General features: G+C 35.0%; 9 protein-coding genes. 4 read left to right on the top strand and 5 right to left on the bottom strand.

What is annotated here, in order from left to right:
• Positions 1 to 13 precede the first annotated feature (13 nt).
• Entirely contained in the window at positions 14 to 2419 is a 2406-nt protein-coding gene (locus AABL87_RS02040) for a TonB-dependent receptor (RefSeq protein ID WP_058699436.1), read from the bottom strand.
• Positions 2420 to 2539: 120 nt separating this feature from the next.
• Here AABL87_RS02040 and AABL87_RS02045 point away from each other — a divergent pair, with 120 nt between their 5' ends.
• The gene (locus tag AABL87_RS02045) at positions 2540 to 3517 is read left to right on the top strand and encodes a helix-turn-helix domain-containing protein (protein ID WP_006260803.1); all 978 of its coding nucleotides are present in this window, start codon (positions 2540 to 2542) and stop codon (positions 3515 to 3517) included.
• A gap of 75 nt (positions 3518 to 3592) precedes the next feature.
• Here AABL87_RS02045 and AABL87_RS02050 read toward each other — a convergent pair whose 3' ends face one another.
• Both AABL87_RS02050 and gcvT read right to left on the bottom strand, forming a co-directional pair.
• Positions 3593 to 4303, bottom strand: coding sequence for a YebC/PmpR family DNA-binding transcriptional regulator (locus AABL87_RS02050; RefSeq protein WP_006256775.1), 711 nt, complete (start codon positions 4301 to 4303; stop codon positions 3593 to 3595).
• A 101-nt stretch (positions 4304 to 4404) separates the two neighbouring features.
• The gene (gene gcvT / locus AABL87_RS02055) at positions 4405 to 5487 is read right to left on the bottom strand and encodes a glycine cleavage system aminomethyltransferase GcvT (RefSeq protein WP_006260805.1); all 1083 of its coding nucleotides are present in this window, start codon (positions 5485 to 5487) and stop codon (positions 4405 to 4407) included.
• A 217-nt stretch (positions 5488 to 5704) separates the two neighbouring features.
• Here gcvT and AABL87_RS02060 point away from each other — a divergent pair, with 217 nt between their 5' ends.
• Positions 5705 to 6010 carry a DUF6804 family protein gene (locus tag AABL87_RS02060; protein WP_341276874.1) on the top strand — a complete coding sequence of 102 codons (306 nt, stop codon included), beginning with the start codon at positions 5705 to 5707 and terminating at the stop codon, positions 6008 to 6010.
• 607 nt (positions 6011 to 6617) lie between these two features.
• Here AABL87_RS02060 and AABL87_RS02065 read toward each other — a convergent pair.
• A complete protein-coding gene (locus tag AABL87_RS02065) occupies positions 6618 to 9152 on the bottom strand; it encodes a heavy metal translocating P-type ATPase (protein WP_341276875.1) in 2535 nt (844 codons plus the stop codon).
• A gap of 463 nt (positions 9153 to 9615) precedes the next feature.
• On the opposite strand from AABL87_RS02065, the gene AABL87_RS02070 reads away from it, so the two are divergent.
• Together AABL87_RS02070 and AABL87_RS02075 are read left to right on the top strand one after the other, a co-directional pair.
• Complete coding sequence (locus AABL87_RS02070; RefSeq protein WP_341276876.1) at positions 9616 to 10551, top strand: hypothetical protein; 936 nt, start codon at positions 9616 to 9618, stop codon at positions 10549 to 10551.
• A gap of 30 nt (positions 10552 to 10581) precedes the next feature.
• Positions 10582 to 11424 carry a sulfurtransferase gene (locus tag AABL87_RS02075; protein WP_341276877.1) on the top strand — a complete coding sequence of 281 codons (843 nt, stop codon included), beginning with the start codon at positions 10582 to 10584 and terminating at the stop codon, positions 11422 to 11424.
• A 48-nt stretch (positions 11425 to 11472) separates the two neighbouring features.
• Here the strand turns inward: AABL87_RS02075 and AABL87_RS02080 are convergent, their stop codons facing one another.
• On the bottom strand, positions 11473 to 12999 hold the full coding sequence (locus tag AABL87_RS02080; RefSeq protein ID WP_006256769.1) for an AbgT family transporter: 1527 nt from the start codon (positions 12997 to 12999) through the stop codon (positions 11473 to 11475).
• Positions 13000 to 13013: the final 14 nt, after the last annotated feature.

Below are 13013 nucleotides of genomic sequence, written 5' to 3' on the forward strand. Positions count from 1 at the left end.
ATCTTTTATCTTATTAGAATGTATAAGCTAAACTAAGTTTGAATGACAGTGGTGTAGTAGCTCTCCATCCATAGTGTGTGTATCCCCACGCACCAGGGAAGTGACCTACATAATTATATCTATCTGTGATATTATTAACAATTACGTTGAATGCATAGTTGTTCTTTTTATACGATACTCCTCCATCAAGGGTGAAGTAGTCGTCTGGTAAGAACTTTTTAGCTTGTACAGGAGCTTGTGAGCGATCTTTTTGGTATTGGTATCCAAGAGAAAACCCTAAACCTTCGAATGTACCTGATTGAACTCTATAAGTAAGCCATGCATTAGTACTGTGCTTAGCAGTTCCTGGTAATAGTTGTCCTTTCTTAGCTGGATTATTATCTTCAGTTATCTTAGCATCAGTATACGCATAGTTCATTGTCAAGGTCAAACCATCTGTAATTTGTCCATTTAAGTCAAATTCTACTCCTTTAGACGTAGCCTTCCCACTCTGTACCATAATTTGGTTATTAGCAGAGGCATCACGTGGGGTAAGGATATTTGTTTTATCTACTTGGTAGAAAGCTAATGAAGTGAATAGTTTTTTCTCAAACCATGTCTTCTTTAATCCAAATTCTTTATTGGTTCCTTTAGAAGGATCAGCTGTTTTGTTGTTTTCTAATTGACCAACTTGTTCTTGGAAGCTCTGATCATATAAGGCATAAGCTGAGAATGATGGAGAGATATTATACGTGATACTAAAACGAGGAGTATACGCTTGATTCTTTACAACATCTCCTTTAGAAGCACTCGTTGTTTTCTCTGTTGAGGTGTAGCGTACCCCAAGCCCTAATCTAAGTTTCTCATCTAATAGAAGAAATTCGTCTTGTACATATAGAGAGATATAGCTATATTCTTGAATATTACCTGCTGCTCGTTCTCTTAGTGAACGTGAACGGTCATAAGTAGGGATATCTTTTTTAGTAAGCTTACCATACACAGGGTTATATATATTAAACGATGGACCTACTGGAATAGCATTTCCTTTAGTATCAGAAATAACAGACCAATCAGCCATGTGTTCTTTTTGCCCCATATCTAGCCCAAATAACACATTGTTTTTAATCTGATCTGTGATCTTAAATTTGCCATTCATATAGACTTGCCCAACTTTAGCTGAGTTATACGCATCATTTACAGAAAGTGCTCTTTGTACATTGCCTTTATCGTCTATAGAGTTATAGATAGAGTACAGACTTTCTCCTTCCATAGTAGCTTCTACATAACCCAGTTTAGCAGTAAGATTCCAATCAGCACTTAATCTGTGATTAAGGTTAATAAACACATTGTGTTCTTTAATCATGGTAGGATCTATGATAGGGTCAGTGAATGTAAATTTACGAGGTAGTTCTTTAAACTCCTTTTTAGAATAGGCATATTTAGAGAACCCACCTTCGAACTCATTAGAGTTGAATATATACTCAAAGGTAATATTCGTATCATCACTAATATTGTACTTTAAAGAAGGTGCTAATGATAAGTAATTGTTTTTGTTGTACAATTGGAAAGAACTAGCTTTTGTAGCCATCCCATTGATACGGAATAACAGTCTCTCATCCTTTGTTAGCTTAGTATCTACATCTACCTCTGCACGATATAGATTATAGCTACCTAGTATAGTCTTAACCGTAGTTTTGTTACTACCTGTTGGTTTTTTGGTTACGATATTATAGAAACCACCTGGTTGTGTGTTTCCCATCATAAAACCTGCTGGTCCTTTTACAAACTCTACACGTTCTATAAAGGTATTGTCTTCTCTGATAGGGCCAAAGCTTCCTGAGATATCCATACCATTTCTTAGATTACTAGCGCCATAACCACGTACATATATACCTGCACTAGCTTGCTCTTGATGTAATACAGATCTTACACCGCTCACATTCTGAGCAATAGCATCACTCATCGTCATACTAATCTGATCATCCATTAACCCTTTATCTATCACTTGGATGTTTTGTGGTACATCTAATAGGTTAGCTGCTGTTCGCAAAGAAGAAGAAGAACGAATGTTTTTATTTGTATTAATGACTACTGCATCTAAGGTTTCATTGTTGTCATCAAATAGCATGAAATCTTTTATGACAGTTTGATTTGCAGGTATAACGATACTGTCTTTTGTAATGCTATTTTTATACTGAAGAGTAATAAGGTATTTACCTGATTCGATATTTTCTAGTAAGTAGTATCCGTTATTATCTGAAACAGTTTTAAATAAGTTGTTATTTAAAGTAATTGTAGTTCCTACCAATTTTTCTTGAGTATGGCTCACAACAGTTCCTTTGATATTCCCCTTTTCTTGGGCATAGGTACTTATATTGATCAAAAGTAGACCAGTAAGTATGAATTTATGACTTGTGTTGATTAAAAAGAATCTTTTCATCTGATACTTAATTTAGATTGAATAAATTTGAATGCGGAAACAAAAGTATATTCTATATCATGGAATGACTTAGCCAAAAGGGAATAAAAATTAGCAGTTTAGTAATCAATAGGTGGTTTTATGAGTAAAGGTGATCAAATCGTTGAGTTTTTTGAGTTAGAGAATATGGTAACTAATGAGATGTATCAGAGTAAAAAGGAATTAGTAAATGATTCTGGGAGTTTCGTGACTTATCATATCTTTGATTCTGCTGATATTATTATTAGACAGTATTATCTGAAGTATACACAAGATTATGCCCTGCACTATGTTTTTGAAGAAATAGAATACGTAGAGTTAAGCTTCTTTTTTGGGAAGCATATCGTCAGAGATGTCATTAATGGAACGCCTAATAAGTACTTGCCTTTTCACTGTTATTTGACTTATCTAAGTACAGGATCTGTAGCAGATGTCATATTCGAAAAAGATGCCGTATATGAGCATTTAGATATCTACTTACCTTTAGAGTTCTTTAATGAATGGGGGCAACAAGATGAGGCTATAGCGAAGTTTACTACTGCGATAAAGAATGACCAGACCTCAAGGTTAATTAAGGATATAAAACTGACGCAAGAGCTTTTAGTACTGTTAAATGAAATTAAAACATGTAGTTATAAAGGAATAGCTAAAGATATGTATGTCAAAGGGAAGGTACTAGAGGTAATATCTGTATTGTTACATGAGAAAGAGGTTGGGGTAGAGGAGTGCTCTAAGTTACAGCTTGGGGTAAAGCTGACACCAGAAGATGAACTAATACTATCTAATATAAAAGAATTTATAGACCTTAATTACCGAGAGTTTTATACTACAGAAGAACTGTCTAAACTGTTTTTTATCAATGAGTATAAACTAAAGAGAGGCTTTAAGCATCTGTATAATCTAGGACTATTCGAATATGCTCAACATAGACGTATGAATATCGCTATACAGAAGTTAGAAGAAGCTCATCATACCATTGCAGAGATAGCTTTTGACTTAGGATATTCTTCTTCTGTTGCCTTTTCTAAAGCGTTTAAGAAACACTTCGGATACCCTCCTAAACGATTTCACCTGACTTAGTAAGATTTAAATAAAAAAGACGGAATACTTTATCTAAAGTATTCCGTCTTTTTATATTATAAACGAAACTGTGGATTATGCCATAGTAGTGAAAACGTTTTGTACGTCGTCATCTTCTTCGATTTTTTCTAATAATTTTTCTACGTCAGCTATTTCTTCTTCAGAAAGCTCTTTCGTTACTTGTGGTATTCTATCGAATCCAGAAGACAAGATCTCAATTCCTCTACCTTCTAATTCTTTTTGGATAGATCCGAAGCTTTCAAAAGGAGCATAAATCATTACGCCATCTTCATCTTCAAAGATTTCATCAATACCAAAATCAATTAATTCTAATTCGAACTCTTCTAGATCTCTACCTTCTTCAGCAGGGATTCTGAAGTTACATGTATGGTCGAACATAAACTCAACAGACCCTTGTGTACCTAAAGTACCGTTGCATTTATTGAAGTAACTTCTAATGTTGGCAACAGTTCTATTGTTATTATCTGTAGCACATTCGATTAAGAAAGCGATACCATGAGGTCCGTATCCTTCGAATATTACTTCTTTATAGTTTTCAGTATCTTTATCAGTAGCACGTTTAATGGCACGTTCTACGTTATCTTTAGGCATATTAGCTGCCTTAGCATTTTGTATTACGGCACGAAGGCGAGCATTAGCCTCGGGATTAGGTCCACCTTCTTTTACAGCCATTACGATATCCTTACCAATTCTTGTAAACGTTTTTGCCATAGCAGACCAACGTTTTAGCTTACGTCCTTTTCTAAATTCAAACGCTCTTCCCATAATAATTTGTTACTTAATTTTATAATCGCAAAAATAACTCATTATTCAAATATATCATAAAAAAAAAGGAAGCTTATTTTTAAGCTTCCTATTCTTTTGCCTTATTTTTTATAAAAAGGTGTTTTTACCACTTTTGCTTCAACATCATTCTTACGAATACGGATGAATATTTGGCTTCCTTCAGCAGCTAGTGCTACAGGTACATATCCCATACCGATTCCTTTACCTAATGAAGGAGATTGAGTACCAGAAGTCACTTTTCCGATTACGTTACCTTCAGCATCTACGATTTCGTAGTCATGTCTAGGAATACCTTTACCTACTAGTTCGAAACCAATCAATCTATTTTTGATACCTGCTTCTTTTTCAGCTTTTAAATTATCAGAGTTGATGAAGTCTTTTGTGAACTTCGTTACCCATCCTAATCCTGCTTCTAATGGAGAGATCTCATCGTTTAGTTCATTACCGTATAAGCAGTATCCCATCTCTAGGCGTAATGTATCACGCGCAGCTAATCCGATAGGTTTGATCCCCCAGTTAGCACCAGCTTCAAATACTTTATTCCAAAGAGCTTCTACATCTTCATTTTTCACATATACTTCAAAACCACCTGAACCTGTGTATCCAGTAGCAGAGATTACAACGTCTTTTACTCCAGCGAAAGTATCAATCACAAAGTTGTAGAATTTGATATCCGCTAAGTTAACGTCAGTTAAGCTTTGCATAGACTCAATAGCCTTAGGGCCTTGTATCGCTAAGATAGAGTATCCATCAGATAGATTCTCTAAGGTAGCGTTCATATCATTATGAGAACTTACCCAGTTCCAATCTTTTTCAATATTTGACGCATTTACTACCATCAAATATTCATTTTCATTCACTCTATAAGTAATAATATCGTCTATAACTCCTCCAGTAGTATTAGGGAAGTAGCAGTACTGAGCTTTACCATCTACTAATACAGAAGCATCATTAGAAGTAACTTTTTGGATTAATGCCAAAGCATTTGGTCCAGAAATTTTGAAGATTCCCATATGAGATACGTCAAAAACACCAACACCGTTTCTAACTGTTTCGTGTTCAATGTTTACTCCTTCATATTGTACAGGCATATTAAATCCTGCAAATGGAACCATCTTCGCTCCTAAAGCTTCATGGATATGGTTTAAAGTTACTTGTTTCATTGTGTTGTTAATGATTTAATTATAATTAGGTGCTAAAGTAAGTTTTTTTTACCTCAAATAAAAGTGCTTTTGTGTGGAGATTGTTGTGTTAGTATGAATTAATTATATTATTGATATTAACTACTTTGTTTTATTATAGATAATTCTTTGTTATTGATTTTTAAATGATTATAGTTTTTATTATCTTAGAGTAATCTAATTTATAAAGAATTAAAGTATGGAAAGGGCAATTAAAATATTAATAGCACTTTTATTGATCTTAAGTGCATTTACTTCTTCATCAGATTTTGATCTTTTAGTGGGATTTATCGTTATGGTTGGTTTAGGAATATTAGCCTATAACTCTCATATCAATAAGAAAGTTATCGAAATGGCAATGTATATTCTTATTATTGGAATATTCCAGCCCTTTTATGCTATCCCTATAGAGCATACATGGTGGGTTATAATAGAATTAGTAGTAGCAGCATATTTAGTTCTATCTGCTATATTTGTTAAGTCTAAAGCAGTAGCGCAAGATTAGTCTTATCCCTTTTTTGAAGATGAGCTAAAACAAAAAGCTTATCACAACACCAGTTGTGATAAGCTTTTTGTTTTTAAGAGCCCTGTTTTGGCTGTAGAAATGAACGGCATGTACTAAAAGTAATGTCAATTTAAATTTTAATGAATAAAATTATGTTTTATTGAAAAAGATATATGTAGTTGATTATAAGAGTTTTTAAATGTTATTTTATTGATTGATTTTCTGTTTTTATATTAATTTATTACGTCTAGTTCTTTTAAATGTTAATATTTGCTTTTTTTTTGTATATTAGCACTGTTAAACTTTGAAGATATTTAAGAACATCTAATTACTTTAATAAAAAACAGAGTGGGGACTTGTTTTTTTTTATATAGATGATTCTGATTAGGCCATTCTTTGGGATGGCCTTTTTTTTAGGTTTAATAAGCTAAAAATTGGTATTTGTGTTTGCAATTTTAGTTTTTAAGGTGAGTAAAAAGCCTGGGTAGATCACCCTGGCTTTTTTGTTTCTATACCTGTTGTCTTAAATTAAAAACATAAAAAAAAACCAGAGCTATGGTGATCGCTCTGGTTAAAAAAATGAAAGGTATTATAAAAAAAATGATGATTAAAGTTTAAGATTCTTTAGTCGTAACGAGTTTGTAATAACTGATACAGAACTAAAGCTCATCGCTACAGCTGCAATCATAGGTGATAATACTATTCCGAAGATCGGATATAGCACACCTGCAGCGATAGGAATACCTACACTATTATAAACGAAGGCAAAGAATAGGTTCTGTTTAATATTCTTCATTACTCCATGACTTAGGCTAATAGCCTTCGGTATACCTGCCAAATCTCCTTGTAGTAAGGTTACTTCTGCACTTTCGATAGCGACATCAGTTCCAGTACCCATAGAGATACCTACATTAGCTTGGGCTAGAGCAGGAGCATCATTAATACCATCACCTGCCATGGCTACTATCTTTCCTTGTTCTTGTAGTTTCTTTATTTCGTTTAACTTATCTTCTGGCATAGCCTCAGCTAAGAAGTGTTTAATATTTAATTCTGTAGCCACAGCCTGTGCTGTCTTAGGGTTATCACCAGTGATCATAATCACTTCGATTCCTTTATTTTGAAGATCTTTTACAGCTTGTTTACTCGATTCTTTTATTTTATCGAATAATACAGCATATCCTATGACTGTATTGTTATCAGCTATATAAGATACAGTTTTTCCTTGGCTTTGTTCTTTTTCTACTTGTTGTAGTAAGCTATCAGTTAGTGATGCTTGTACTACATCCATAAGTGCTTTATTCCCTAGAGAAATACGTTTTTTATCTACTAGACCTTGTATTCCTTTTCCTGTGATATTGTTAAACATCTTTACAGGGGTTAGGCTTAGACCGTCTTCTTTCGCTTTTTTAGTAAAAGAAGTCGCTAATGCGTGCTCACTATTTTGGTTAAGCGAGGCAGTTAGCACTAGTAAATCTTCTGCTGTGTAGTCTGGAGATATACTCACGATTTTCTCTACAGATGGCTTACCTTCTGTCAGTGTACCCGTCTTATCTGTGATTAATACATTTACTTTATTGGCTGTTTCTAGTGCTTCAGCATTTTTAATCAAGATACCATTCTGTGCCCCTTTACCTATTCCTACCATGATAGACATCGGAGTCGCTAGTCCTAAGGCACAAGGACACGCAATGATTAATACTGCTAATGCATTAACGAATGCATAAGCTAATCTTGGTTCAGGCCCTAATGTCTTCCATAGAATAAAAGTAGCTATGGCGATAATCACTACGATAGGTACGAAGTACTTCGCTACTTGATCTGCTAGTTTTTGGATAGGCGCTCTAGATCTACTGGCATTATTCACCATCTCAATGATTTGAGAAAGTAATGTTTCGTCACCTACCTTCTCAGCCATCATGATGAACGAACTATTACCATTAATGGTACCTGATACTACTTTATCACCTTTTACTTTGTGTATTGGGATAGGTTCTCCAGTGATCATAGATTCATCTATACTAGATTCTCCTTCTATGATTTCGCCATCTACAGGTATCTTCTCTCCTGGTTTTACACGCAGGTGATTTCCTTTGACAATTTTGTCTATTTGTATTATTTCTTCTCCATTTTCAGTAACCAAAGTTGCTTCTGTAGGAGATAGTTTTAGTAATTCTTTTATAGCGGTATTGGTACGACTATGCGCTTTTGCTTCCATTACTTGTCCTACTAATACCAGTGTAAGAATCACGGCTACAGATTCAAAGTAAAGGTGAATACCATGCTCTCCTTTAAAATCATCAGGGAAAAGATCAGGGAAAAATAAGGCTACAACACTAAAGATTAACCCAGCAGCAGATCCTAAACCGATTAAACTAAACATATTCAGATTCCATGTCTTAAATGAAGTCCATGCTCTACTAAAGAACATCCAACATACATAGACTACAGGAATAGTGAATAATAACTGTATATAGTTATTCCACTCATGAGGTACGACTTTTCCGATAGGATCACCTGGTATCATAGACCCCATGGCTAGTATAAATACTGGAATAGTGAAGGCTACTGAGATACGCAGTTTCTTCAGCATATCTGTATATGTAGTATCTTCTTGTTCTACTAGTATGGTCTTAGGCACTAAGTTCATCCCACACTTCGGACAATTCCCCGGTTTGTCATAGGTCTTATCTCCCTCACATAGCATCGGACAGTAGTAGACTGTCTTCTCTACTTTAGGTGCAGGGATTTGCTCTAAGTTCATCCCACATACAGGACATCCTACATTGGTATCATACACTTTATCCCCCTCACATAGCATCGGACAGAAGTATTTACCCGCTTTATCTTCCATTCCCTTAGGAAGTTCTTGTTGGTACATATCTTCTTCTGATACTTCTACAGCTGGTAGAATCTCTTGCGTACCATCTTCATGAGTTACTATTTCTTGTAGTATATAGTTTCCTTTTTTTAGTAATTCTTTCTGAAGTGTTAAGGTATCTATATCATGATGAGACTCTATATTGGCTTGCTCTTGTTCTAATGAAACTTCGGCAGTTACACCGTGTATTTCATTTAGGGTATCTTCTATCTTGGTTCTACAGCCATTACAGCTCATACCACTTACTTTATATTCTTTTTTCATTTGTACAATAATTCTTTTTGTGCAGATACAAAGTACGAATAAAAAGACAGATATAGTGTTATACAATTTTGAAGAAGGGTTATACAGTTTTGTATTAATGTAGAGTGAATTTGTTTTTATTGATTAGTTTATGTGGGTTGGTTATCATTTTTTTAGAGTAATTTCTGCTATATGTTGCAATGACCGAATCTTTATGGGGTTATGATAGCATAGTGGTCGCATAGTTTTAGCCCTTTTTTATGCGACCATTATGCCATCACTATGCGATCACTATGCGACCACTGCTGAAAAAACGGTTTCGTCCTAATATAGCTGTACAGTTATTGTTTATAATCCTGCTTTTAACTGTACACTTGTTTTTAGTGATTTTCAGATTGTTTTGCGGGTTTAGTATTTATTATAACAAGAAGAAATAAGAGAACGTGGTTATTTTTTGTACTTTAGATTTTCAATATAAGATAGAATGATAAGACTTAGTTTAGGATTGTTTATAGTAGGGATAACCCTGATGGGATGTAAGGAGAATAGACAACAAGAAGTCAGTAATACAACTGCAGATCCTCAAGAGAAAGTGGTTGTAAATAAGAAGAAGTTTATAGAAGGGGCTCTAGTGTATAAGATGTCATTAAGTGATTCTCTTCTCAATCAGTTTATCGTACACATTAGTCATGATCCATTGTACAGTAAAGAATTAGCTAATAAGTACCTAGCTGAGCTATCTGTAGAAGATAGAGATAGCGTGAAGCAGTTTCTGACAGAGAATCCTCAGATATTAAAAGAATACGGTAGATTGCCTTTTATAAAGAATAATGTATATGTAGCAGGGTATGAAGTCGTGTATAAGGCAGAAGGAGCTACTTATCTTCTAGAGAATAAGTGGAATGATATACTAGATGAAGGATTTGTATATGCGACCTCGACGATAGTTCCTAATACAGCATTAAACTTCTCTTACCAAAAAGACTTTTTAGAAAAAGAACACTGGCATACTCATATTACCTTAGATGATTATACTCGTGTGACGTCTGATGAGGTAAGTATGGTAGCAGGGTATGAAGTAGAGAAAATAATCTATACTCTAAAGAAAAATAGCAAAAAGAACAATTTGCCTAAATCTCTAATAGTTTATACCAGTACACTCTTTAATCCTGTTATTAATAAAGTACAGCCTTATTATCTAAATGAAGAAGGAGGAATCCTAAAATTAGAAGTAGAGATGCCTAGTGTACCTCAAAGTATGAATATGGTGTATGAAGCTGAAATGATCGTAGGGCGAAAGCTGTTAGAACAAGAGACGGCTATAGTAGCTACTAAAGCATTCTATGGGACTAAATCAAATGATGACTTAGCTAAGTTAAAAGAAAGATTATCTAATATTTTTGTGGTACCGAGTATATAGAATAAGAGATGAAACAAACAATAAGTATATATGAAACCAATTATCCAACCAGGTGAACTATTGTCTTTAAGAGAACAAGGAAGTAGTTATATATTAATAGATGCTACGAATAGTAAGGTGGCTAGAGCTGAGTATGAGAAAGAACACTTAGACGGAGCTTTATTTGTAGATGGAAATACACAGCTAGCCCATATAGGAGAAGATGCGTCAAAAGGAGGGAGACATCCATTGCCTTCTGTAGCACAATTTGCTCACAGCTTGAAGTCTTTAGGTATTACTCCAGATAGTCATGTGATTATTTATGACACAGTATTCGGAGGTAATTCTGCTGCTCGATTTTGGTGGATGCTGACAGCTGTAGGTCATCAGAAAGTACAAGTGCTAAGTGGTGGAATGAGTGCTGCGCAGCAGGTAGGTTTTCCAAGCAATAATAATGTGGTCAAAGCAAGTGAAGTAGGAGTGTACCCTGTAACGGAGTGGCAACTACCACTAGCTGATATTCATGAAATAGAGACGAATGTAGGGCGAGAGGATTATGTAGTGATCGATGTACGTGAGGCAAATCGATACAAAGGGATAACAGAACCTATTGACACAGTGGCAGGGCATATACCAGGAGCTATCAATGTTCCGTTTATGTCTAATCTAGATGAGAAGGGGATGTTCTTGACAGAAGAACAGTTAAGAGAGAAGTACACTGCTATTCTACAAGATTATCCGTTAGAGAATAGAGCAGTACACTGTGGCTCTGGTATTACAGCATGTCACACTCTATTAGCCATCACAGCAGCTGGTATCCCGACGCCTAAGCTATATGTGGGCTCGTGGAGTGAATGGTCTAGAAGTAATAAACCTATTGCAACAGAAGCGTAAATAGTATAAACACTAAGAGCTAACTTTATAAAGTTAGCTCTTAGTGTTTTATTGTGCAGTATAGAATAGTTGTGCTCCTGGCCCTAGAGGTAATTCTAGAAGTAACCAAATCACAAATATAATAGACCAACCGATAAAGAATACAATAGTATAAGGAAGCATCGTAGAGACGATAGTTCCTATACCTGCTTTTTTGTCATAACGCTGCATAAAGGCAACAATTAAGGCAAAATAACTCATCATCGGAGAGATAATATTAGTAACGCTATCTCCTATACGGTAAGCCACTTGGACTAGTTCTGGAGAATACCCTAATAACATGAACATAGGGATAAATACAGGTGCCATAATAGCCCATTTAGCAGAGGCACTTCCCATAATTAGGTTAATTAAGGCCGAGACTACAATAAACATCAGCATCAGTGGAATAGCTCCTAAACCTGATTTCTGTAGTGTTTCTGCACCTTCTATTGCGAAGATTAACCCTAGATTAGTCCAATTAAAATAAGCAACGAACTGAGCTGCAAAGAACACTAAAACAATGTAAGACCCCAAAGTTTCCATCGCTTTTGACATTCCTTTCATTACATCTGTATCGTTTTTGATAGTTTTAGCTCCGATACCATAAGCGATACCTGCTAGGGCAGCTCCAATAAATAATAAAGCAACAATACCTGACATAAAAGGAGACTTCAAAATCCCACCATCAGTACCTCTTAAATAACCGCTCTCTGGGATCAGACCTCCTAGTATAAATACAGTGAATAAAAAACCTGCTATAGAGGCATAGATTAGGCCTTTCTTTTCTTCTTTTGTTAAAGGATCTATAGAAATTGCTTTTTCATCTCCTGTGTATTCTCCTAATCTAGGTACGACTATGCGCTCTGTAACCCATGTACCAAGAATAGCAATAATGAAGGTAGATACAAATAAAAAGTAATAGTTCGCAGCGGGGTTAACTACATAAGCAGGGTCTATAATTCTAGCTGCTTCTTCTGATAATCCTGCTAATAGCGGATCTATAGTTCCCAATAATAAGTTAGCACTATATCCTCCTGATACTCCTGCGAAGGCAGCTGCTAGTCCTGCTATAGGATGTCTACCTGCTGCTAAGAATATGATAGCAGCTAAGGGTACTAATAAAACATAACCTACTTCACTAGCCGTATTAGAAAGTATGCCTGCAAATACGATAACGAATGTCAGTAGCTTCTTAGGAGAGGATAGTACAATCTTTTTTAAGATAGTTCCTATTAATCCAGAACCTTCTGCAATACCAATACCTAGTAAAGAGACTAGTACCGTACCTAAAGGAGCAAAGTTAGTAAAGTTAGTAACCATTTTAGAAAGAATCATGTGTAATCCTTCTGCACTTACTAGGTTGAATGATTTTATCTCTTCTTTAGTACCTGGATGGAGTACGGAGAGATCGAAAAAACTGGCTATCCATGAGGCTATAATAACTAATACAGCAAAACTAGCAAACAGAGTTGCTGGATGAGGTAACATATTACCAATCTTTTCAACACTAGATAAAAACTTATCTACTAAACTTTTTTTAGGCTTATCATTCATTTATCAAAAAATTA

It is taken from the genome of Myroides sp. C4067 (genome assembly GCF_038039665.1).
Classification (GTDB): domain Bacteria; phylum Bacteroidota; class Bacteroidia; order Flavobacteriales; family Flavobacteriaceae; genus Flavobacterium; species Flavobacterium odoratimimum.

What these genes read in the sequence shown, in the direction of transcription:
- AABL87_RS02060 (WP_341276874.1), top strand. Translation starts at nt 5,705, where the DNA reads ATGGAAAGGGCAATTAAAATATTAATAGCACTTTTATTGATCTTAAGT.
- gcvT (WP_006260805.1), bottom strand. Translation starts at nt 5,487, where the DNA reads ATGAAACAAGTAACTTTAAACCATATCCATGAAGCTTTAGGAGCGAAG.
- AABL87_RS02045 (WP_006260803.1), top strand. Translation starts at nt 2,540, where the DNA reads ATGAGTAAAGGTGATCAAATCGTTGAGTTTTTTGAGTTAGAGAATATG.
- AABL87_RS02075 (WP_341276877.1), top strand. Translation starts at nt 10,582, where the DNA reads ATGAAACCAATTATCCAACCAGGTGAACTATTGTCTTTAAGAGAACAA.
- AABL87_RS02065 (WP_341276875.1), bottom strand. Translation starts at nt 9,152, where the DNA reads ATGAAAAAAGAATATAAAGTAAGTGGTATGAGCTGTAATGGCTGTAGA.
- AABL87_RS02070 (WP_341276876.1), top strand. Translation starts at nt 9,616, where the DNA reads ATGATAAGACTTAGTTTAGGATTGTTTATAGTAGGGATAACCCTGATG.
- AABL87_RS02040 (WP_058699436.1), bottom strand. Translation starts at nt 2,419, where the DNA reads ATGAAAAGATTCTTTTTAATCAACACAAGTCATAAATTCATACTTACT.
- AABL87_RS02050 (WP_006256775.1), bottom strand. Translation starts at nt 4,303, where the DNA reads ATGGGAAGAGCGTTTGAATTTAGAAAAGGACGTAAGCTAAAACGTTGG.
- AABL87_RS02080 (WP_006256769.1), bottom strand. Translation starts at nt 12,999, where the DNA reads ATGAATGATAAGCCTAAAAAAAGTTTAGTAGATAAGTTTTTATCTAGT.